The 20,988-nt window shown below is 46.1% G+C and carries 22 protein-coding genes and 1 tRNA gene; 1 reads left to right on the top strand and 22 read right to left on the bottom strand.

Translation table 11 applies throughout. The features are described from left to right. Positions 1 to 32: 32 nt before the first annotated feature. From AC3IRX_RS03220 to AC3IRX_RS03160, 13 genes are all read right to left on the bottom strand, one after another. On the bottom strand, positions 33 to 293 hold the full coding sequence (locus tag AC3IRX_RS03220; RefSeq protein WP_489211464.1) for a helix-turn-helix domain-containing protein: 261 nt from the start codon (positions 291 to 293) through the stop codon (positions 33 to 35). 288 nt (positions 294 to 581) lie between these two features. Further along, on the bottom strand, positions 582 to 1,139 hold the full coding sequence (locus AC3IRX_RS03215; protein WP_489211038.1) for an N-acetylmuramoyl-L-alanine amidase: 558 nt from the start codon (positions 1,137 to 1,139) through the stop codon (positions 582 to 584). Positions 1,140 to 1,148: 9 nt separating this feature from the next. Continuing rightward, positions 1,149 to 1,676 carry a hypothetical protein gene (locus AC3IRX_RS03210; RefSeq protein ID WP_489211037.1) on the bottom strand — a complete coding sequence of 176 codons (528 nt, stop codon included), beginning with the start codon at positions 1,674 to 1,676 and terminating at the stop codon, positions 1,149 to 1,151. Positions 1,677 to 1,991: 315 nt separating this feature from the next. Next, a complete protein-coding gene (locus AC3IRX_RS03205; protein WP_489211036.1) occupies positions 1,992 to 2,429 on the bottom strand; it encodes a hypothetical protein in 438 nt (145 codons plus the stop codon). A 110-nt stretch (positions 2,430 to 2,539) separates the two neighbouring features. Continuing rightward, positions 2,540 to 5,077 (bottom strand): hypothetical protein, encoded by a 2,538-nt coding sequence (locus AC3IRX_RS03200; protein ID WP_489211035.1) that lies wholly within the window; start codon positions 5,075 to 5,077, stop codon positions 2,540 to 2,542. Further along, positions 5,077 to 5,439, bottom strand: a complete 363-nt coding sequence (locus AC3IRX_RS03195) for a hypothetical protein (RefSeq protein WP_489211034.1) — start codon at positions 5,437 to 5,439, stop codon at positions 5,077 to 5,079. Before AC3IRX_RS03195 ends, AC3IRX_RS03200 begins: the two co-directional genes overlap by 1 nt. Positions 5,440 to 5,441: 2 nt before the next feature. After that, a complete protein-coding gene (locus AC3IRX_RS03190) occupies positions 5,442 to 6,035 on the bottom strand; it encodes a hypothetical protein (RefSeq protein ID WP_489211033.1) in 594 nt (197 codons plus the stop codon). Between the two features lie 4 nt (positions 6,036 to 6,039). Next, positions 6,040 to 6,675, bottom strand: coding sequence for a DUF6712 family protein (locus tag AC3IRX_RS03185; protein ID WP_489211032.1), 636 nt, complete (start codon positions 6,673 to 6,675; stop codon positions 6,040 to 6,042). Next, positions 6,662 to 8,074, bottom strand: a complete 1,413-nt coding sequence (locus AC3IRX_RS03180; protein WP_489211031.1) for a hypothetical protein — start codon at positions 8,072 to 8,074, stop codon at positions 6,662 to 6,664. Before AC3IRX_RS03180 ends, AC3IRX_RS03185 begins: the two co-directional genes overlap by 14 nt. 24 nt (positions 8,075 to 8,098) lie before the next feature. Continuing rightward, a complete protein-coding gene (locus AC3IRX_RS03175) occupies positions 8,099 to 8,785 on the bottom strand; it encodes a hypothetical protein (RefSeq protein ID WP_489211030.1) in 687 nt (228 codons plus the stop codon). Beyond that, a complete protein-coding gene (locus AC3IRX_RS03170; protein WP_489211029.1) occupies positions 8,785 to 9,372 on the bottom strand; it encodes a hypothetical protein in 588 nt (195 codons plus the stop codon). The genes AC3IRX_RS03175 and AC3IRX_RS03170 overlap by 1 nt, the downstream gene beginning before the upstream one ends. 57 nt (positions 9,373 to 9,429) lie before the next feature. Then, positions 9,430 to 10,551, bottom strand: coding sequence for a hypothetical protein (locus AC3IRX_RS03165; protein WP_489211028.1), 1,122 nt, complete (start codon positions 10,549 to 10,551; stop codon positions 9,430 to 9,432). Between the two features lie 2 nt (positions 10,552 to 10,553). Then, positions 10,554 to 11,705 (bottom strand): ATP-dependent Clp protease proteolytic subunit, encoded by a 1,152-nt coding sequence (locus AC3IRX_RS03160; protein ID WP_489211027.1) that lies wholly within the window; start codon positions 11,703 to 11,705, stop codon positions 10,554 to 10,556. A 154-nt stretch (positions 11,706 to 11,859) separates the two neighbouring features. Here AC3IRX_RS03160 and AC3IRX_RS03155 point away from each other — a divergent pair, with 154 nt between their 5' ends. Then, a complete protein-coding gene (locus AC3IRX_RS03155) occupies positions 11,860 to 12,156 on the top strand; it encodes a hypothetical protein (RefSeq protein WP_489211026.1) in 297 nt (98 codons plus the stop codon). An 8-nt stretch (positions 12,157 to 12,164) separates the two neighbouring features. Here the strand turns inward: AC3IRX_RS03155 and AC3IRX_RS03150 are convergent, their stop codons facing one another. The 9 genes from AC3IRX_RS03150 to AC3IRX_RS03110 all read right to left on the bottom strand — a co-directional run bounded on the left by AC3IRX_RS03150 (position 12,165) and on the right by AC3IRX_RS03110 (position 20,802). Further along, on the bottom strand, positions 12,165 to 12,395 hold the full coding sequence (locus AC3IRX_RS03150; protein ID WP_489211025.1) for a hypothetical protein: 231 nt from the start codon (positions 12,393 to 12,395) through the stop codon (positions 12,165 to 12,167). Next, on the bottom strand, positions 12,386 to 12,700 hold the full coding sequence (locus AC3IRX_RS03145; protein ID WP_489211024.1) for a hypothetical protein: 315 nt from the start codon (positions 12,698 to 12,700) through the stop codon (positions 12,386 to 12,388). The genes AC3IRX_RS03150 and AC3IRX_RS03145 overlap by 10 nt, the downstream gene beginning before the upstream one ends. Positions 12,701 to 12,703: 3 nt before the next feature. After that, positions 12,704 to 16,069, bottom strand: a complete 3,366-nt coding sequence (locus AC3IRX_RS03140; RefSeq protein WP_489211023.1) for a phage tail tape measure protein — start codon at positions 16,067 to 16,069, stop codon at positions 12,704 to 12,706. Continuing rightward, on the bottom strand, positions 16,056 to 16,442 hold the full coding sequence (locus AC3IRX_RS03135) for a hypothetical protein (RefSeq protein WP_489211022.1): 387 nt from the start codon (positions 16,440 to 16,442) through the stop codon (positions 16,056 to 16,058). The genes AC3IRX_RS03140 and AC3IRX_RS03135 overlap by 14 nt, the downstream gene beginning before the upstream one ends. Then, positions 16,433 to 18,847, bottom strand: coding sequence for a hypothetical protein (locus tag AC3IRX_RS03130; protein ID WP_489211021.1), 2,415 nt, complete (start codon positions 18,845 to 18,847; stop codon positions 16,433 to 16,435). Before AC3IRX_RS03130 ends, AC3IRX_RS03135 begins: the two co-directional genes overlap by 10 nt. After that, complete coding sequence (locus AC3IRX_RS03125) at positions 18,844 to 19,704, bottom strand: hypothetical protein (RefSeq protein ID WP_489211020.1); 861 nt, start codon at positions 19,702 to 19,704, stop codon at positions 18,844 to 18,846. The genes AC3IRX_RS03130 and AC3IRX_RS03125 overlap by 4 nt, the downstream gene beginning before the upstream one ends. Positions 19,705 to 19,708: 4 nt before the next feature. Then, positions 19,709 to 19,951, bottom strand: coding sequence for a hypothetical protein (locus AC3IRX_RS03120; RefSeq protein ID WP_489211019.1), 243 nt, complete (start codon positions 19,949 to 19,951; stop codon positions 19,709 to 19,711). 221 nt (positions 19,952 to 20,172) lie between these two features. Next, positions 20,173 to 20,664, bottom strand: a complete 492-nt coding sequence (locus tag AC3IRX_RS03115; RefSeq protein WP_489211018.1) for a hypothetical protein — start codon at positions 20,662 to 20,664, stop codon at positions 20,173 to 20,175. Between the two features lie 77 nt (positions 20,665 to 20,741). Continuing rightward, positions 20,742 to 20,802: transfer RNA gene (locus AC3IRX_RS03110), tRNA-OTHER, on the bottom strand. Positions 20,803 to 20,988 lie beyond the last annotated feature (186 nt).

The raw sequence follows: 20,988 nt of genomic DNA, 5'->3' as shown, positions 1-20,988 counted from the left end.
CCCAAGCGGTATAACTTGGGGTTCATTTGGGTTTAGTTCTTGGGGAGGTTGTCCGGGCGGCGGCCTAGGTCCGTCATCGCCTCCTCAAACGCGCGGTTTAAATCGGTTGTGCTTTCCTTAGTTTCAAAAAACAAATTGAGGTCTAAGGCTTGGCAGATCATTAGGTAGTTTGATAGGCTCGGCACGACCTTAAGATCGAAATACCGGCTTAGCGTTACTTCAGTTAGGCCGCTAAGTTTGGCCAGTCGGTAATTTGTCAGCCCCTTTTGGTCCGCGACTTTCTTAAGCGTCAGGACGAGGGCGTGGGATTATTGCTTCATATTTTATTTTTAATTCTTAACTTTAAATCTCGCCATTCTCAAATATTTTGTGATTTAGAATTAATGTTTATCTTTGTTATGATCGGCACATGGAATTGAAACATGATTTATATATCATTTCGCAATACTCGCACCAGTGCCGATTTTTTTTAGGGTTCTTCCTATTTGATTTCGGTCTCAAAAACCACCACCAAACCCCCGCCAACAAACAAAAAAGCCCCTACCAAAGGGGCTAGATAAAAACATCTCATTTTTTATTAATTAAACCATATCGTCGTACTTATTCAGAATCTTGGCTACGGTAAACAACAAATCGCCCTTGCACCGCGCATAGCGCTCCATATCGCCGCGGTTCGTAATAAAACAAATCTCCCATAGGACCGCCACACCCGCGCCCAAATTCAGCACCCCTAGGCGTTTATGCTGGCTCTGCGCCTCGCTCTTGACCCCGCGGTTCTTAATCCCAAGGATCGCCGCCGTTGCCGCGCAAATCTCCGCCGCCATTTTGTAGCTTCTCGAGTTTTTATCTTTAAAGTCCGCCGCGTTCACGAAACATTCCGTACCCGTTGCGCTGGCCGTTGCCGCGTTAAAATGGATATCGAAAATTACCGATCCGTTGCCCGGCTTAATCCGGTTCTGATACTGGCGGTTGGTTTCGTCGTCTCTATCCATGATCAGGTCCTCCGCCTTTGAATGGCTGGCAATCATGTCGCGAGCTTCACGCGTTAATTCGGCTTCCTTATACCCGTTTGCGACCGCGCCGGGGTCTTGGTTGCTGTGTCCTGCAGACGGGAATATTTTCAAAGGGGAAAGTATCATTTGGAAATTTTAATGTGTTTTTGGAAATTTAATCGCGATTTTAGAAATTAACAACCGCAAAAGCGGTATAAAGGCCAACCCAGCCGCAAAAGAAAGAACGTACCAAGGAAGCGCCGAGCGCTTCGATTCCACCGTCTTGTACTTCGTTACCGTTTTAAACGTCGTGTGAGTCTTGAACGTCGTTTTTGTGGCGGTTTTTACGGCCGTTTTTGCGCTTACTTTCTGCTTTGAGATCTCCGCCCTCTTTTCATTTGAAAAGGTAATCTTACCGCTCGTTTGACCCTCTATGAGTTTACCACCAAAAAGGAACCGGAACTGGGCAAGTTCACTTCCCATTGGTTCGATCAGGAAGTTTAAACTTTCGCTGTCAATCCTTACGTTTGATTCGGTACTTCTAACCGTTTCGGATTCCGTTTTAATCTCGGTTTTTTCCTCGGTTTTTTCGCTCCCTTTGTCCTTGGCCGTATCGGCTTGAGCCGTTCGCGAATCGCAACCCAGTAGAATCAAAAGCGCGGCTATAACTAATTTCTTTCTCATTTTTTTGATTTTAGAAGTTTCGGAACCCAGCATTTTATACGGGCGTATCGCCGCGAGTAACCGCGAACAATCCAATAGTAGGTGTACGTGGCTATTATGTTAGTGGGGTACCATTGCCACGTATTCCAGCTCATATTATAATCATGTCTGGCAAATTCCGCGATCAGGCAGTACGCCGTAAGGAACGAACTCAAAAGCATCAAGTAAAAGATATTAATGGGCATAATCCGCCTATTGATCCATAGGAATGGAACGAACGCAAGCCACGCCGTAATTGTCGCGAAATGCAGTATTAAATGTAATGTTTCCATACCCCTAATTTTTTTTATATTTTGCCAGCTCCGCGGTCAGCCTTGTAACTTGCCCGCGGTAATTGGCCACCTCGTCCTCGTACGCCTTGATCTTGAGTTCGTACTCCTGAATTTTCGTCTGCAGGTTCCGTATTTCCGACTTGTCGCGGATCATTTCCCGCTCCATGGTGCGGATCCGCTCCGATAGCTTTGCGCGCTGGGCAATTGCTTCACGCTCGCGCCCCTCTAGGAACGCAAGTTTTTCGCCCATAGAGTTGTACTGGTTCTGCGCATCCTCGACAAAGCGGTCATAGGCAGCTTGCATAGATTCCATTGCGCCGCCTTGCCGCGTTAAGCTGTCGGACTTTCGGTTTTTGGAATCCACAAGCCACGCGATAATAACTCCCGCGGTGGTGGTAATTGCCACCCAGTTCTCAATTAATATGTTTAAAATCCCGTTCATGATTAATTTTTTATTCTATATCCACCAAATGCGTAAGTCTCTGCCTCCAATCGCTCTCCCGGCTCGTCGAAAGGTGTAAATTAAATGGGCTACAGTTACGCTTTTTACTATCATAATTTAAAAGGAGTTTTTATTTTAGTTATAATTCTTTGAGCACCTCTATATCCTGCAACTGCGTATTGTTTTCCTTGCTGTAAATTTGAAAATTCATAAACACCATTATTTCCAGACAATGTGGTCCATACTATGCCGTTTGTTTCAAGATCAATCAGTATCAAATTCACTCCTTCAGCAGGGGTGTTACCATAATAAACTACTCCATTAATTCCGTATATATCGTCGGGATTTCCAATGATAACCGTTTGTATAGGCGTATAGCTGGTTCCTTTTGAGTTGGTAGCCCCGAATCTATAGTCAAAATCCATTGTGCTTTGATAAGCCTGCGATTTATCCCCGGTCGTATTACTTACAGGATATGTTACCAGCAAAGCACCTGCGGTAGAAAACACTTCGAAAAAAGCAGCAGTAATTACATCGTTACCGTCAGAGGTAATCCCTGCGTTGAGGATGAAATTATTAGGATCTACTATTGTCAAAGGATTGTTTTGAACTACAGGAGCTGTTTGATCGGTTCCTGTTTGAGTCCGTATTGCAGTTTTTGAAGTACCTTTGATGTTTGTTGCTGTAAATCTATATTTGAAACTTGCGGGACTATAATAAGGTTGAGATTTCGCACCGTTTTCAGTTGTGGTTGGATAAATATCAATCACTTCATTATCCATATTTAAAATCTCAAAGGCCGCTGAAGTAACGGGAGTTCCGCCATTGCCAGCTATGGATCCGTTAAGAACATAATTGTTCTCGTCGACTTTCGTGATGGCTAGGTTTACTACATCAGGAATTAAAAATATAGGTAAATCTGGAATTTTAAAAGTGGCATACATAGATTTTAATACACCGTTGCCTCGCCAAAAAAAACAATGAAATGTTTGTGTTTGCGCATCAAAAACAACTTCATTAATAATACCACTTGACGAGTCGTACGAATACTCACCAACTGTGGCCAAACCCGGAATATTTTTATTCCAATTATTTGCAATTAGAGAATTTAATTGATAAAACCTATGGTTAACTTTAAAATCAAAAAGGAAATCCCCAAAAAACAAAGAGGCGTAGGAATTATGCGTTCTTTTTGTAGTTGTATTTGCATAATCATTACTTGATAGACTTGATAGCGCTTTTATACTTAAATCAGATTTTCTAACTGCATACGCACCTTCATCATAACCGAGTGAGGTATCACCAGTAACTTCTTTTCCTAGAAAACAAAATTCTTCATTTTGTGTCATGTCATCAGTTGTTTTAGGAATTAATGTTTTGGAACTCAAGGTCATCGTGCCCTTATCTATTTTATAAAAAGGGTATAATAAATTGGAGTCTAGACTACTTCCACCTGTACTTGCTACATAAATGTAATTATCATCTACAACGCCAGAGTGTATGAAATTATCACCATTTTCGCTATCAGGTAATACAAAGGGTTCGCCAATAACAAAAGGTGTAATCGATGTAATTTCTATTGCAGACGTTTGCAAATCAAAAGCTCGTAATTTAGCCACTTTTAATCTTCCAACTACATATAAAAATTCAGAGTCACTTAATATAGGATTTTGAACGATTGTTCCTAAAATACCGACTTCAAACCTTCTATAAGTTAGATCAGTTGGGTTAATTTGATATAATGTACCAAACCCCAAACAATACAAAAAACCATTACATGGTAAAATTTGTTCTAAACTTGAATCTTGATTGCCGTTGTTACCCAGTAGATCTACATAAGTGATATCCGTTGAATCACTTATTGAAATTTTTATAATCGAATGTTCCGTATTATGCCTTGCACTACCGTATACATAACCATCATATATGCAGGAGCCATGAACCCCTGTTATGTCGACCTCTTTTACGCCAATTAAAGGGATTTTTTTAGGGGGATTTTTAGCTACTATTATTCCAGGTAAAACCGTGTTAATTATTGGAGTTCCTACTACTGGAGTTAAAATTACTTCTATTTTAGTTACAAATAAATTTTCAGTGGATAATAATAAACTTCTGTAATTTCTATCATCATAATTTGTCTGGTTTACAAATGTTTCTTTAGTTTTTAATACTAAACCTTCATAATATTCAATTTTCCATTTAATATTTTCTATAAAAGAAAAAATTAGTTTATAAAAAATATTACCATCTATGAAATCTAAATCTAAAACAACATTGCTGCCAGAGTAATTATAGGTAGATTTATCGGTAACAGATGATCCTATAAAGCCCATATTACTTTTGTGATCAAATGCTGTCCCATCAACATTGCCAACGAATCTTAAATAAACATAATTATTCCAAATCACATCCCATTGCTGACCATTATCAGCCAATAGGTGATGAGTATACGCAGCACCATTTTGAAACCCTGTTATTGGATATTGGGTGCCCCAATCAGATATTGTGTTTATATTTATTGATGTTGGTGATATTACCATCTGCAAATATCCGCTTGCAGATGTTATCGATTCACTAAATTGAAAAGTTGGTTTAATTATACCTGCCGCTTCCTTAAAAACGCTATTTCTTACGCTTGTATTTGCCATTAGTCTAAAAGTGTTAAGTTATACCCTCCAGCTTCAATGAACCCGGTCTCAATAATCCCGGCTGCGGTTCTAAAATTCTGTTTAGATTCGTCTGAAGCAGAATTAAATAAACTAATAAGAGTGTTCATTGTCATAGAATCACCGCCACCTTGATTTTTTACGACAAGGGTATTGATATCCGATTTGAACCAGTATTCTACTACTTGTCCGGCTTCAATGATCCCCACGGTTCGCCCAATTTGGCGCAATGCTGCAGGAACTGCCGCAAGTGCCTCCGCAACGGAATTGTAAGTGCCGTAAAGTTCGTCGATATTCGCGTGGGGATTGATCACGCGAACCTTTTGGGTCAAATCAAAGCTCATAGTTAGGAAAGTGTTACGTTTACAGAATAGCCATTTGAAAAAGGTACGCCGGTGGTCATCACGTAAACCTTGTAAGGTATTGGACTACCGACCCCGTCTGGAACCGTGTTAATGGCACCGCTCAAAACAAAATTGGCCGTCATGTTTTCCGTGGTTACGTTGTTTACCACGCTTACCAAGTTTTTAAACGCGGGGATCGCAATTACAAAATTCTTATCGGCTGTACCCGTATTAAACATTAAAACGTTTGCTGTGCTTGTGGTGCTTGGCGTGTCATCTTTCACATCTTGCCCGCTTGCTGGAGCCGCCGCAACTGGGCCCAAGTAAACCACATATCCTGCCCCCGGGTTTGGGTTAGGGCTGGAACCGCATTCACATGAGAAATTAAATACTACCTGTTGCAATTCCTGCGCATTGGCAAAAGCCACGCCGTCGTTTGTAAGATTAGCTAAAACCAAATTGGCAAAAACTACATCGCCCGTTGTGGTATCAGTAAGATTTACGGTATTGTCTTTATTTGTACTAACGCGGTAAGACCGTGGAAGGCTTGCGCCGTCTACAGTCATTGTTTTGGGGTTTATTGTGATGAAATCCATGTATTTATTTTTTAATAGTTGTAAATCTAAATCCTGTTATTTTTTTCGTTTTTCCGCAACTGCAGGCCCCGTTACACCCGCATGCCTTTCGGCAATTACGGCCGTCAAAAAGCGGCCAAATATCGCGGTTGGTGCATAGGTAGTCCGTTACGGTATTGAAAGCCTCGCGGCCCATTTCTCGGTACTTATTAGAGAAAGCCACCACGTCCTTGTAGGGAGTTGGTACGCTCCACTCGCTTGTTTTTGCCACGGCCCCGTTGGGCGTGTCGTTCATCTGGTTAATTAGCAAGTAGCGCGCGTAAGCATAGTAAACCCAAACGCGTTTTAGGCCCATGTTTTGGCGCGTTGCGCCGTTCCCATCAATAAAGGATCCTCCGCAAACAAGATCCTTGTATTTTGGGTCAAAATCGGGGTTGGGAATATCCACGTTTGGATCGTCCACCGGGTGCGTAAACTCCGGAACGTTCCATTGCTTCAGAACGTCATTAACGAACGGAAAACAAAAGAGGGGAATGAGGTCAAAGTTTTTCGCCTCCTCAGTTGCAATACAAAGTTTGTTTAAATCGCAATGGCGGGCCACCAGACCCACGCAATCGAAATCCGATATTTCCAAGTAGGTTTCCAAATTATTGCACATCATCGCCTTCTATTTTTTTTGGGGTGCCAAGCATCCGCCTAGCCACGTCCTCGTTAATACCAAAAATCTCTTTGATTATTTCCACGCCTGCGTTGATATCCGTCGCGCCTGCAGCCACCGATTTCTGAATTTCGAGAAGTGCAGTCACGCCACCCACCGATCCTTTTAGCGCCGCTTGGGATTTCTTCCGGATACCCTCATCGTCATCAATATCGGTTGTTGTTTCATCCACAATGGGAATAAAGTTAATATCCAATCCCGTGAAAAGGGAAAGGGCCGCCTCCAGTTCCTGGCGTTCCCATTCATTTTGCTCCCAGTAGAATTTTTTCATTTCGGCATAGGTGTCGGCCGACGTGCCGAATAGCGCGCCTTGCCCCGCGTATACCAGCGCCTCCGGAACGTTGTTAAATGCTCCCATAATATTCTGGCGTAAGTTCTTAATCGTTGCGTCAAAAAGCTTGTCGTCGTATTGGGCTTTTAACTGATCAATTACGAATGCCTTGTTAACATCGTCCACGTACGGCGGAATATCAATAACAAGCGTATTAGAGGCGTTCTCTGCCCCCATGTTGTCCTTGATTACTTTTTTGAATGAATCCGTTGCGCGCTCGTCCTCCTCCTGATCGTCCGCAAACCTCTTAACGATCGTTTTCCCGAGCCAACCCGTACGCGTCTGCGTATTGGTGTACCGGGCTATCCTGTACTCGCTATCCATGTCATCGTAAACCACGTCCCAGACGGGGAGAGCATAATGGTACTCTGGAGTTAAATTTAGGTAGAACACTTGGCCGCGGTGGTGCTTGATCATGTCCACAACGCCCGGATCCTTTATTCCTTTTGCCTCGCAATCTTTGATCATTTGCGCGCGGATTACCTCCGTATTGGTATTGAAAGGGTAGTACCATGTTTGCGGCTTTACCCGACTGCCCGTCATTTGCCCCTCCTTGAGCATGTAAACTTTGCCCGCGTTCTCGTCGTCGTCCTCCTTAGATAGGGCCATAACCACGTAATCCAAAACCTTAACGTCCGTAATATTAAACGTCGCATTTCCGTCCACAACCGCCGCCGCTCCATAGGCAATATGGAAGTAAACGCCGTATTGCTTAGATATGTCCTTGCTCGCTCTTTTTGCTAGTTGGTTCAAGGTTTCCCCCTTGCGGTTTATTACAGTTTTTCCGTGGTCCTCGATCCCTTTTCCTATAATGTACTTGGCCATTAGGTTTGAGCATCTTTTACCCGTTGGGGAACTGTTTACGACGTTCTCCATGGTTACGGGGTACAAGTTGTCAGACCCGCGCAAATAAATGCTTGTGGAATCGGTGGAAACGGAAACCTCCCGCGCATGGAGTTCTATATTCTCCGCGCGCAGGGATTTCGTTTTTTTCTTAATTTCTATATCCATTAAAGGAAAAAATTAAAGGGGTTATTACTTCTCGTCGGCTGCAGTTGGCTCGGCTGCAGTAGTGTCGGGTGCGGTACCGGTATTGGTGTCCTCCGTATCGTCTGCATCCGTGTCGCCCGTGTCCGTATCGGTGTCGGTGTCTCCCGGAGCGGTTTCCGTTTCTGGAGTTGCCGGGTTGGCCATCTTATCCCATAGGTAGGCGATAAGGTCGGTTTTGTTCAGGCGTTTAAATTCGTCCTTGTCGTACCCCTTGGCTTCAGCAATTGCAAGAAGTTCGTCCTTTTTAAGGATCTCCAAATCCTGCTCCTCGTCTCTGAATTTTTTAGGTAGAGTTTTGAATTTTGCCGCGCGCTTTTTAAGCTCCTCCGCGGTTCCAGTCGTAAGGTATGCCTCCGCAAAATCCTCGCTCATGCGATACCCGTAAGTTCTTACGGCCTTACCTCGAACGCCTTTTTTGGCCTTTTCAAAGTAAGTGTAAATCTCGTGAACGTCACGAAGTTTAAATGTGTTATCTGTATTTTCCATTGTGATTGATAAATTTGTGGATCGTGCCGCCCCAGTCAGAAGCGCCCAATCCGTGTTAAAGGTGCAGGAACTGCAGGCGGGTTTACGCCCAAATCGCTCCTCGAATAACGAAATATAAGCGGCCATCAGTTCGGGCGTACTCCGCACCTTATCCTTACCGGCCGCTATAAGTTGTGAAAGCTCCATTAGCTTGCGAATAAGGAATCAAAGTCCGCAATCGCATCGCCGCCCTCCGCTGGTGCATAGACCAAAGGTAAGTACGCTTCCTGCTCGGTCTCCTTGGACTGCATCGGAATGAGTCCACCCCCAGCGCCCTCCGTAATATCGTAGGTATAATCCCCAGTACTTAGGCCGTTTTGAAGCCCATAAATCTCCACGGTTCCGTTTTTCGCCTGAAGCGCAATAACGAATAATCCGTGATCCAATTTGTCGAGCTTACATTTTGTTGCTGCGTCGACTCCCATCGCAAGGATCTGCACCGTGTGCAAGTATTGCGGCTGGTTGTACACGCTCGAACTTTTCGCAAATGATCCTTTAATACTAGAGCCATTGTCGGGCAATTTAACTCGTACCCCAGACTTTCCAGCCTTTAGGGTAAGTGGTACGGTGTAATCGCACCCAGCGCCCCCAGAAACGCCCGGAACGCTCAATGATTGGTCCACGTCGTTGAAATTGATAATTACCGCCTCTTGGTGGTATCCTTTCGCGAAATTACGTTGGCATGAAAGATCAAATCCGTCCGCCAATTCCGCGCATATTGTGTTTGTTGCCATATCTTATTTGTAATTTTAAAATGAAATAAAGGGCGGCAAAATACCGCCCTTTTAAATTTAGATAGCTAGGACGTAATCGTCTGTCATTGGCATACCAGCGCCAAAGTAACTACCCCCTTTCATATACACTTTGTCGTCGTCTCTCGAGTGCCAAAGGTCAAAGAAGCTAAGGTTACTTTGTTCCTGCGTACCAATTACTAGGTTGTTTTTGTACGTCAATAGAATCCTGTTAGGATCCACACGCGGAGCGGTCGGAGTGGTTAATTTACCGCCAACCCAGCCCGTGTTAAGCTCGGACGTTTTGTTGATGATGTTATCCCATTCCTCCATTACGCGGATTGGAATACCGTGGAACGTCAAGCGCTGGTAAGGGAACGGCGCGCTTGCAATTGCCTCCGGCTTAAGAATCTCGACGCCGTCGCAACAAGCTTTGTCGCCTAGGAACGTCATGTGATTGGCTAGAGCCATCGCGTTGCGTTTTCCTATACGGAACTCAAGCGGCTGGTCGGATTGCCATACCATATCACTCGCCTTAAGAAACATCTCCTTAAGAATTTCGTACACTCTTTCCCCGGTTAAGGCTTGAGCCGCGTAGTTAAGGCCGTCGTTCTCCACGATTGGAACCGTGTTCCCGTTTGCCTCCGCTCTTGTGAACCAACCGTCAATACCATTGAAAAGAGTAGAAGCGCTTGCCTTGTCTCCAAAATACGCCCCTCTCCATTGCGCCGCAACGTGATTTGTCTTAAATTGGTTGAAAAGGAATTGAACAAGTGCGCTCTCCAGATACTCCTCGTTTTTCTCCGAGTCCGTTTGGATCATTTTGTATTGATTCCAGAATTTCAAAAACTGATCGTCAAACTGTCTTAAACAGATTGGGATTTTACACTCAATCAGACCTAACTCCCATTTAACCGTTGAGTAGTTGTGGGAAAGGTCGCACTCCGCAACCGCGCAAGATCCTGCGTCACTAAACGCAAAACTTTCGTAGTTCGCTTGATCGTCAATAATTGGGATTAGGTTCCCGTTTCTCACGCCGGTAAGAACCGCGTGGTCTTGGGTAATCGGCGAAATTTGTACTGACTTTGTGAAAATCGCTTCTGAGAAGTTGAGCTTCTCCGCCGAGGTTAGGCTATCGACTAGGTCGACAATAGCGCCTGAAAAATTAGTTGTGATTGCCATAATTAATTTAGGTTTTTAAAAAGTTCTCTTTTTTTGTTTTCGGATTTCGGTTTTGGATCGCGCTTGGTGTCGCCCGGCGTGTCCTCCGACTTGATATCCTTAAATGCTTTGATGATGGAAGTGGCCTCCGCCATCGAATTGGTAAGCTCGGTTTGCGCCGTTTTCAGCGTTCCAAGTTCTTTTTTAAGGTTTTCGATTTCGGATTTAAGGGAATCATTTTCCACCTGTAAGGCGTTTTCCGCTTCATCCTCCTTTTTGTCCTCGGCCGCTGGAGTAATCTCCTTTAGCTCCTCGCCCTCGAATCGGTAAATCTCGCCACTCGCAAGGGTGTATTTCCCCTCTTGGGAATCTCCCGCGGCCTTACCGTCGAATTTCGCTTTGCTACCAATTACGGGCGTTTCATCGCTCCCTAATTCGTAAAAATCTAATTCGGAATTGTCGGCGGTGAAAACTATTTTATTTTCAGTCACGCCCAAAAATTTACTGATACGATCCAGGATCGTTTTTCTTTCAGTTTCTTTGCTGTTTTTGTCCATTTTATTGTTAATTAAATTGTTAGAATCTTTGTTCTCTCTACGTCTGGAAATTGCAGAATTGAAAGCGTTTTCTGCCTCTACCACTTTCACGTTTTCCAGCTCGGTGTAAAATCCGTACTTGATACATTCGTCAAGGGTAAGATCGCGGCTTTCGTTCATGAACTGGAGCGCCTCCTCCTTGGTTATGGTGGTCTCCTCGGCGTAGAGTTCCGCTATGGCATCGTCCACCGCTTCTAGGCTTTCATAGACTTTCTTAATTTCCTCCTTGTTTCCACCCGCAAAGGTCCATGCGTTGTGGACGAATGGTTTTAAAAACTTGCTCCCGATCTTTTTGTCGGCGGCAAGCAAAAGGATCACGCCGGAACTGGCACAAAAGCCGTCGGCCCTAGAGGTAAGAGTGATTTTCTTCTCGTCTTTTACGCGCTTTAGCTTGTTGTACATTGAGAACGCCGTGGTGGTGCAACCGCCGTATGTGTGAATATTATACACCAGCTCGTCGCCCTCCTTTAGGTCCAGCGCATCAATGGCGGTATTAAGATCCGCGCGGTCGTATTCCGTGCCGTCGTTGTACCATTTGAAAGCTACTATGTCGCCGTATATGTTTATCTCATGCTTCATTAGCTATTTTGTTTGATGAATAATTCTTGATCAATTACAAAAATTGTGATTTTAAAACGTTAATTTTGCGCTACCTCTGATACGGTACTTTAACGGTTAAAACCTTTATACGCGGTATGTTAAGAGTATGATTATCAGAAAAAAGATAAATTCAATGGGCGTTTTCGTACTTCTTTTATTCATTTTGGGCATCTACCTTGCGGCCATGGGCGCCGTTAAAAAGGGTAGGGCGCGCCATTATGAGCGTACGCGGACTAAGTCCGAGGGCGAGCGAATGGGAAACAAATACGTGCAACTCCATGAGAAGAAACTCCACGACGACACCGCCTATGATCAGTACCTAGATTGGTGTAAATTCCACGGGGAACTCGCACTTCCTAAAACAGATTTTGAGAAATTCCGTAGAAATGAAAGAGACTACGAATTGAGTATAAAAAAAGCCATGAAGTAAATCACGGCTTAGATTTTCTTTGTCATCAGCTCCAGCGCTCGGTGTACCGTTATAACCGATACCTTGAACCTTACCGCCACTACCTTTTTACGCTCTGTAACGGAAGGAATCCACGCGTACTTTAAGTATTCTTGGTATATGGTCAGCGCATCGATTGCCGTGGATATATTCTTTACCCCGGCTTTGTCAAGCTCATAGAACGCTTGTAGATTCTCGTTGATAAAATCTTTTATTTCCAATATTCACATTTTTGCACGGATTGCCGTAGTTTATAGCTTAACACACAGCCGCCGCAATGGGAGCATTGCCGCCCTGATATTTCGGGTATTTCTTTGTCCTCGACCCTTAGATCGGGGATTGGTTCCTGAACGTTGAACGCGCACCCCTTACAGTACTTCTCGTACCGCTCCCTTGCCGTTTCGTAACCTCTACCAAGGTGGAACGCCGTTACCCCAGCCATCACGGCGCGAATGGTTTTTGCCTCGTCTCCTTGCGCCTCACTAAGCGCACCGCGTAATCGTTTTATTTTTTCAATAATTCCCATAGATTAAAAATTTGCGCCGTCAATAATTTTGCGGTTATCCGCCATGTCTCCAATTCCTTGTTGCGCCCCGGTATAGATTGCCGCGGCAATTTTCGAGATCGCTTCCTGCGATAATAAAGTATCTCCGGCGTTCACGCTAATGGAGTTTTGCACCGTGGCCATTCTGGAGGGGATCACTCCGCCCCCCGCGAATTTCACGCCACCGCCTGCCTGGTTAATTGCGGACAACTGATCACGGAATAACATGGAAGAAAGCTTGTTAATAATAACCTCGCCGCCCTCTGCTTCAATCGTTCCGTTGGGTGTGGAAACCGAAACGCCTCCGCCTGCGTGGCTAGGTCCTTGGATCAGCATACCGCGCGCGGCTTTCTTGTCTTTCTTAGGCATTACAAGTTTTGCCGCTTGCGCCGCTCCAGTAGCTACGATAATACCGCCTTGAAAGTACGCATTGGGGGCAAGTGCCGCCGTTAATGGATTCGCGGCAAATAGCGCCGCTTGCGTAAACGCCTTGCTACTTTGCGTTACCGTGTCATTTACAATTTCTGCTAGGGCAAACGTTTTCCCTAGCACGGACTCGCGCCCGAATAGATCGGCAAGCCCACCGAGTACCGCGGTTCTGGATTCGATCTTATAATCGTCAATTTCTTTTGCGATCCTTTTGGATTCAGCGGCGGCCGCGCTTTCGATAAGCTTCTTTTTACCCTCGTAATTCTGCATGGAAATAAGTCCATTTTCACGGTCCAGCTCCAGCATTTCCAAATCATGCTCCTTTTGGCCTTCCAATACCACATTGCGCATTTCCCACTCGGTCGCCATCTTGTCCTCTAGGTCGATTAACTTCTGCTGGAACTCAATCGCCTCGGCTTGCTTTTGGTCCTCCGCATTTTGCGCGGCCATTTCCTTGTTGGCGCTGGCAATTTCGGATTGGGTTTTGTCGTTTAAGGCTTTTTCCTTGAGTGCATACTCACGGCGGATAACATCTTTCTCCTCCTCGGTGCGACCCAAAAGATCCTTTTCTCTTTGCGCCTCCAGTTCTTTAAGACCTAGGGATTCTAGTTCCTTGTAATAGTCTATTTGCGCCTTTAACTTCTCCGCGGTTAGGCGCTTCTCCTCCGCGATTTTCGCTTGGTTGTTGGCAATGTATTCGGCAAGCTCCAGCTTGGCATTGTCGGCGGTAAGATCCGCGCGCTCTTTTAAGACCTCCGCGGCTTTTTTGGCTTCCTGCTCCGCAATTTTTGCGCTTTCATCACGCGCGGCGGTGGCACTCCTTACGCCTTTCGAACTGGACCCAGAACCTCCAGAACCTGCCGCGTCTTTTACGATTTTCTTATTTGCAATCTCTTGAGCCTCGGCCATCGCTTTTGAAGCCTTAACGCTTGCCTCCCTTTGGGCCGCAATATTGTTACGGTTGGTTGTATTGATTTGGTTCCCCAAATTCTGGACCTCCCTAATAGATTGGGCGGCAAAGGAAGTAAACCCCTTTACTTGACTAAATAAGCTTTGTACCGATACGGCAAGGATTTGAGGATTTGCAATATTTGCCAGAATTTGGCCCACGGTACGCCCTAAATTTGCAAGTTGTTGGAAGTCCTTATTAATTCCTCCGAATACTAAGGCAAACGCTCTAGGAATGGCCGTAACGGCTCCGCGGACGTTCGCGAAAATGAGTTTTAAAAAAGCAATTTCCTTTTGGGTCCGTTGTATGATTTGCCCGAGGTACTTATACCATGCGATCTGCACGTCTTTCCACATAGTGGTAACGGTTTGCTGGAAGTCAATAACGGCATCGGATTTAAAGGCCTCATCTTTGGCCTCTGCAAGCTCCCTATTTTTTTCTGCTAGGTTAATCGTCGCCCGCTCAAGGTCCGTAAGGTTTTCCGTTTGGATTTCTTGCGCGTTGTTTATGGCCTCGAATACCTTTAGCGCGCCCCCTGCATCTTCTCCAGCTCCACGGAATACGTCCGCCGTAAGCTGCGCTAATTGTTGCTGGTTCAGGTTCGATTCCTCCGCCTTTTTTGAAATCTCCGCAAGCGCATCCGCAACGGTGGTTTGCCCCGCCCTTACCCTAGCTAGGATATCCTCCGAGAAACTCGCCCCGAATGCGTTGGTAAGTGCGTCCTTTGTGGCTGTGGTTTGTTCGTTAAGACTTAATCCCGCCTCCTTAATTGCATCGGGTAATTTATCCGAGTAGATACCCAAATCGATACCCGCGTTTAGGATATTGATAAACTCATGCGCACTATACCCATTTTGGGCAAAAAGACCGCCGTACTCGCGAATAGAGTCGCCAAATTCGTTATTAGCCGCGCCCCCTTGAGCGAGGCCCTCGTTGTAGATCCTGAACGCCTCATCAGCATCGACCCCAAACTTAATCATCAGCGTATTTAATTCTCGTACGGACTCGCTAAAATCACGCTTGTAGGTGTCGGCAATTGCTTGAGCGTTCACGCGGATATCGTCCGCCATCTTGCCTGACGTGTTCGTAAGTTGCGCTACCAGCTTCTGCGATTCCTTGACCGCCTCGTTGTAGTTCCAAACTTCCCGGACCATTAGGGCAATTCCACTTGCAATAAGTAGGAACGGGTTTGCCTTTATGAAAGTAGAAACCTCCGCGAAACCCGTTTTTAACGTGTTAAAGGCGCCTTGAATATCTCCGCTGGCTATCTGGCTGGGAAGATCCGCAAACGCCTTTTTTATGCTGTCGGTGTAATCCCCAACGGTACGTTGATTGTCTCCCACGGCCTTATCCAATTCCTTGAACTCGTCATTTAAAGCGTCCGCCTCCGCGCTGGCCTTTTTCCATTGCGCCTCCAGATCTCGGTACTCGTCTGTATTTTCTTTGCCCGCACGGCGTAAGTTCACAAGCTCCGCCCCTAAGTTTTTAGCCTCCGTCTTGGAAGCGTTCAGCTCTTTGTTTAGCTCCCGGTACGCGAACTCATTGCCCTCGATATCCGTACGGCCCGCCTCCATCAGCTTGTTAAGCTCATTTGTCTCCAGGCGCAACTCCTTAACCGCGCGTTCCTGCTCAAGGATCGTTTTAATATGCGCATTCTGGGCGCCTGCCATGGAAGAAATCGCCGCCTCGTTATCCTTAATGACGTCGGTTGTTAGCGCCATGGCCTCGTTGTACTGCTCGACTGTAATCTCCCCATCGGAAAGGGCCTTTGCCGCAACCTTTTGGGCTTCCCCCATTGCCTTGATCTCCACGGCCAATGACTGCATTTCTTTCTTCTCGTCGTTCAGCGCCTTTTTATTGACCTTTAGGGCCGCCCCGAAAGCTTCCATCTGGCGGCGGTTCTCAATCAATTGTTTTTCGATTTGGGAAATATCCCACTCGAACGTTCCAAGGTCTATATTATGATTTGCCATTTTTCAATAAATTTAAATTTTCGATTACGTGAATGGAAAGTCGGTTTGATAATGGTAGCTTTTCTAGTCTCTCATAGTAGGCTAGGAGCGCGGCCCGCGTGGCCACTTGGAACCCCTCAATAATTTCAAACGGCGGCAATTCGTTTTCAATGAACAAATCCAGTTGGAATTTTCCCACCACGATCGCGCGCTTTCCACTTGTGGAAAAAAGGCTATCCGTTTCATATTGCGCAATGTTGCGCCCATGGATACCATCTAGCGATAAAACCACCGCGTCCACATCGCGGTACGTTGTCTTTAGGCCATGCAGGTAGAACGCAATCCCACCCACAAGTACCAAGTCCTTTTTATATTTTAATTCGTCTAAGTGCATAATCCAAGTACTTCTAAGTTTCCGCGTGAGTAATTGACCGACCCCTCAATTGCGCAAAATGGTCCTGAACCAATCCAAAACGAAATACCATTCTCTCCGGATATGCTGGCCGCGTAATCGGAAAATATCTCGTACTCGTGGTACGTTCCGTTACAGTCTAGGAAGCTAAACACAATGCTATCTCCGCTTGATCCATACCCGCCAAGCTGGTAACGGCGGCAAACAATCTTGTCGTACTGCAGAACGTTCGAGTACACCTCCGTAAGATCGGCGGCCGTTCCCTTTAAGCGCGCAAAGTTGGCCCCAGCAATTAGCACCAAGGTAAAGGGGTTGGCATCGCTCCCCGTGTCGAACCAAGTAACGCCGTCCCCCGAGGTTTGCCACGAAAAGGACGTAAATAGATTGTTTACGGGCGCTTCTACAATCGCGATACGCGTGGTAATGTTTGCGGCCGTTCCCGTCTTATTCGCGGTGGTATTGTCTCCCCATCGGATTGCAATGGAAAGGGCTGTATCGTCCGACTCCTCGCCATCGTCGATAATGGTATAATCGTAGTATGTTTTTACGCGTACCATTTCGGCGGTGGCTCTGTCTCCAGATACGGTAATGCGGTTAATTAGGTAGTGTTGGGCCTCCTGCGCAAAATAGTACAGTTTGTTTATATCGAGCGTAAGGGCGTCAATGGTGGATAGGTCTAGGGCCATCTCGTGGATCCTAGCATCGTTCACAATTTGCCCGAATGCGCCGTAATATTTTTTTAGAGCGCTTACCCAGTCCAACCCCGTAAAGGTTGCGGTGGGAATGTTCGCGACGTCTTGCTCCTCATTGAAAGTTTGTGACCCAATTTTCCCGCTGTACTTGAGTCCGGACTCGCGTAAAAAGTAGAAGCGATTTTCAAAGCCTTTGTAAGTTACCTCCTCGGTTCCGTCCGCTAATTCCTTTACCTCGCGCTCGTACATTTTGAACTTGCGCGTCAAGCGGATTGTACCGCCGAAATTGAACGGCTCCAATTGCAACTCTGGGGAGTGGGCGAAAGATTGGTACACGGTCTTAATCTCGTCCAAATTCGTGTTGATGATGGATATACGGCCGTCGTGATACGCCGCGTCCTTTTGGTCATATTGGTATCGGAAATAGTTCCGTTGGGCATAACTGCCATAAAGATACGTCTCGCTCGTGCGCTGTACGTACTTGCTGGTCCAATCCACCACCTCCGCGTTGTTGATTCGATCCTCTAGGGTTAGGTACTTCACGCCGCCATTTTCCGCCACCATGGTCAGCCCGTACTGGACCAAAATCTCTTTTACAAAAGTGGTAACAAGTAAATCCGCCATTCCTGTGTTGAAATCCACCACGCCCGGATTTATGAAATCCAAATCCACGGACAATAATATATTCAGGTAGGTAACCTTGGTAATCTCTGCACCCGACACGTAGATTTTTACGTCATCGCCAATGTTTAAATCTAGGATCGTCTCGAGGTTGATGGTTCCATCTTGGGCGTAACTCTCCCCAAGGTACACGGAATTTGTAAAGGGCATATCTGGGAAATCTCGGCGGCCGTTGATCGTCGCGTAGAAGTACACTTTTTTCCCGGGGTTGGAGGCTTCAAAGTCGAGCGTTACCTCCGCGGCTATTCGATACTTTCCGTTTTGCGTTACCGTACCCGGTGGTATATTCCACACGGTTTGGTAAGGACCCGCGTCAATGTAGTAATGCATCTCCCCAGGGGCATCCTCCAGTATGGGCGTGGTGTCGTTTACGCTTACGTACTTCGAGTACGTGATATAGCGGTCCTTGAAGTCGGGGTTTTCGAATACGCTCCCGGAATAGGCAAAGCCAAATTTGGCGTGAATGAAATCCCAAAGCCATGGAACCGATATGCAGGGAACTAAGTAATCTATATTTATCACGTCCTCGCTTAGCGCATTTTGGTAGTGCGTAAGCCCGTTAAAGTCCGTAATGAGGTATTTGTATTCCAACTTAGAGAAAGAGGCCACAACGGTCGCCAAATTCTTTTCGTGGTTCATTTCGGCGGTTATGATCTCCCCAATTGTGCGGTTCTCAATGGCTTTGAAGAAATTAACGATTCCAGAATACACGTGTACCTTGTAGTTTTCGTCCGTTTCCGTGACCATTGCCACGCCCTGCGTAATGAAGTCGAACCCGCCAATTTTGATTTGGCAGTCTAGTTTTTCATAGGGGGCGCGTGAAAGGTCTGAAGCAATTCCCAGCCCGTCAAAGAGTAGAGTATTGGCGGGGGTTTTCGGCACGGAAAATTGGTTGGTCAAATTGGCTTGGCGGTCGCGCACCTCGTGCAAGTCGTTCGCTTGGATCGTCTGCTTAACGTTCGTATCGGTATAAAGTTCTAGGCGCTGGCCGCGGATCCAAATCTCTAAATTCATAATTCAAATGTGATTTGGTTTTCATAAACTCGGAACCATGAATTTAATACTGCAGAACTCCCAGTAACTTTTAAGAGCCTGAATTTATCGTCGGTGGTTAATCCGTTTTGGTCGTATACCCAAACTTCATTTGCGCGTACCAGATCCGCAAAAACCTCCTGCATTTTCCCCGGCGTTTTGGTAAAGACCGTAAGACTGTCGGTCTCGGTAAGGTCCGCGTTTCGGAATGATGGGGCGGCAAGGCTCTGCGATATAACGTCCACAGCATCGCCCGCCCTTGTGCGCCTTTCAATCTGCCAATTTTCGAACACATAAAACTGGAGGCCGCCCAAGCTGTTACGGAAACGGATCACAATAGGGTTGCAAAGGCTTGGTATCTTCATTGGGAACGTATCGGTGTAACCGATAAACTGCTCCACAATTTCGCCCGCTTCGAGTTTCTGCGGGTATGATGGAAGCGCCACGCCCTCCCAAAGGCCCCACGGACCAACTACAAGGAAGTCGCCATTTGCGGCGGTCCAATTGTCGTTAACCGATCCAACGGGGGTTTTGTATTTTCGTCCTGCAATGAAGTTGCGAGGAATTACCTGAAGCTCTGAACCCGCGCCCTCTAGCTTTGCCTCAAATCGTAGTTCAATTTGCCCAATGATTGAACCGCCCAACAAGGCCAATGCAACCGGCGAAATAAGCAAATGGCATTCCCCATTGTTTGGGGTGGCCCGCAACTTAATTACGGCGTTTGTGGCTAAATTGGTGGCGGTAAGTTCTAGATATTCGGTTGGCGTTTCAAATAATACTTTGATCCAAATATCATTTTTCGCGAAAAAATAACTTGCTGTTAATCCTTGTATTGTCATGGTCTTAATTCTCTAATGTTTCTACTGCATTGCGCCGTAACTCCTCTACCAGTCGCGGGGTAATGATACCTGTCAGTCTCTCCCGAACGTATTCCACCGTGGCGAGTTCCTCCAGTACCTCAAGCAAATCCGTTCCGCCTTTTTGGTACCATGTCGTTCCCTCTTGCGCTATCTTGGTGGCAATGGCATACGCCGCGCCTTTTGAATCCTCCACGGAAAGTCCTAGTTTCGCCTGCGCCCATTTCATGATCGGCGCAATGGGTGGCCGCTTGCCCGGCTCCCGTCCTTTTGCGAGTTGCTCCGAGTATTGGCGCCCCCGTATGGTTCCGGTATCGTCGCCCGCTGTGATCTCTAAGTTGTCGAGCCATTCGCCCGTTGCGTTCATATTGTGATCGTTGAACCGTGGAATAAGGTAGAGCCTTACCACGTCGAGCATAACCTCTTTTATCTCTTCATCATGGAAGTAACTCATAACGGAACATTTTCGCGGAATACGCCGGTAATCTTCCAGCCGCTGTAATTCTGATCTTCGAACCGCGTAACGGCCTCCATTCTCCAGCGTATGATATTGAAGTCAAATCCCAGCGCGCACAAATCGAACTCTTTCCCACACCCTAGGCATTCTTGAAGCGGCCGTAAAATGGTATCCCAAATGCTGGCCGTAATTTCGTGGCCCTGCATCTCGTTATAAGTGTTTAGGTCTATTCTTGACTCTTTAAGAGCGTAAAGGGTAAAGGAGTGATCGCAATGCTTATGATTTGCGGCGTTATAAGAAGTGTACGTATACGTGCTATCGGTGGAGTAGCTGGTAAGGAATAAGTGAACGCAACAATTGCCGCCAGTCTGGGATCGGTTTAATCCGGATACGGATAAAGGGGCTCCAAAGGTCCAGCACTCGCCGCATCGGTTTTGCTCGTTGTAGCGATCCGCCACGGTCTGAAAAAAGTTGACTACATTCATCTGCTCTGTTTAAAAAACCCACCCCGGCTAAAGGGGCGGGAAAACTAATAACCATGAAAACTTAAAAAAAGCATTCGTGGGCAAGGCAGGATTCGAACCTGCAATTTTAAGCGCGTATCCCAATTCCGCCACTTACCCGTTTGCTGGTCTTTCCCGGCTGTCAGCGTTTGGCGCCCCTTGCGTGTATTGGCGCCCCATTATCTTAAAAGGTCCGCGGCGTATCGTCTGCGCTGGCTTGAAAATCTTATTATTAACATCAAAAATCACTTAAACTGCAATTCACCCACAAGCCGGCCGCGAACCTCTAATTTGTTTAAAAAAAAT

This window comes from Epilithonimonas sp. KH_059 (assembly GCF_057838485.1).
The sequence above is the reverse complement of the archived record's forward strand: the minus strand, read 5'-3'. Positions and strand labels throughout refer to the sequence as shown.

Coding starts and splice junctions, on each gene's coding strand:
- AC3IRX_RS03215 (WP_489211038.1), bottom strand. CDS start 1,139: ATGATACTTTCCCCTTTGAAAATATTCCCGTCTGCAGGACACAGCAAC.
- AC3IRX_RS03210 (WP_489211037.1), bottom strand. CDS start 1,676: ATGAGAAAGAAATTAGTTATAGCCGCGCTTTTGATTCTACTGGGTTGC.
- AC3IRX_RS03205 (WP_489211036.1), bottom strand. CDS start 2,429: ATGAACGGGATTTTAAACATATTAATTGAGAACTGGGTGGCAATTACC.
- AC3IRX_RS03200 (WP_489211035.1), bottom strand. CDS start 5,077: ATGGCAAATACAAGCGTAAGAAATAGCGTTTTTAAGGAAGCGGCAGGT.
- AC3IRX_RS03195 (WP_489211034.1), bottom strand. CDS start 5,439: ATGAGCTTTGATTTGACCCAAAAGGTTCGCGTGATCAATCCCCACGCG.
- AC3IRX_RS03190 (WP_489211033.1), bottom strand. CDS start 6,035: ATGGATTTCATCACAATAAACCCCAAAACAATGACTGTAGACGGCGCA.
- AC3IRX_RS03185 (WP_489211032.1), bottom strand. CDS start 6,675: ATGATGTGCAATAATTTGGAAACCTACTTGGAAATATCGGATTTCGAT.
- AC3IRX_RS03180 (WP_489211031.1), bottom strand. CDS start 8,074: ATGGATATAGAAATTAAGAAAAAAACGAAATCCCTGCGCGCGGAGAAT.
- AC3IRX_RS03175 (WP_489211030.1), bottom strand. CDS start 8,785: ATGGAGCTTTCACAACTTATAGCGGCCGGTAAGGATAAGGTGCGGAGT.
- AC3IRX_RS03170 (WP_489211029.1), bottom strand. CDS start 9,372: ATGGCAACAAACACAATATGCGCGGAATTGGCGGACGGATTTGATCTT.
- AC3IRX_RS03165 (WP_489211028.1), bottom strand. CDS start 10,551: ATGGCAATCACAACTAATTTTTCAGGCGCTATTGTCGACCTAGTCGAT.
- AC3IRX_RS03160 (WP_489211027.1), bottom strand. CDS start 11,705: ATGAAGCATGAGATAAACATATACGGCGACATAGTAGCTTTCAAATGG.
- AC3IRX_RS03155 (WP_489211026.1), top strand. CDS start 11,860: ATGGGCGTTTTCGTACTTCTTTTATTCATTTTGGGCATCTACCTTGCG.
- AC3IRX_RS03145 (WP_489211024.1), bottom strand. CDS start 12,700: ATGGGAATTATTGAAAAAATAAAACGATTACGCGGTGCGCTTAGTGAG.
- AC3IRX_RS03140 (WP_489211023.1), bottom strand. CDS start 16,069: ATGGCAAATCATAATATAGACCTTGGAACGTTCGAGTGGGATATTTCC.
- AC3IRX_RS03135 (WP_489211022.1), bottom strand. CDS start 16,442: ATGCACTTAGACGAATTAAAATATAAAAAGGACTTGGTACTTGTGGGT.
- AC3IRX_RS03130 (WP_489211021.1), bottom strand. CDS start 18,847: ATGAATTTAGAGATTTGGATCCGCGGCCAGCGCCTAGAACTTTATACC.
- AC3IRX_RS03125 (WP_489211020.1), bottom strand. CDS start 19,704: ATGACAATACAAGGATTAACAGCAAGTTATTTTTTCGCGAAAAATGAT.
- AC3IRX_RS03120 (WP_489211019.1), bottom strand. CDS start 19,951: ATGAAATGGGCGCAGGCGAAACTAGGACTTTCCGTGGAGGATTCAAAA.
- AC3IRX_RS03115 (WP_489211018.1), bottom strand. CDS start 20,664: ATGAATGTAGTCAACTTTTTTCAGACCGTGGCGGATCGCTACAACGAG.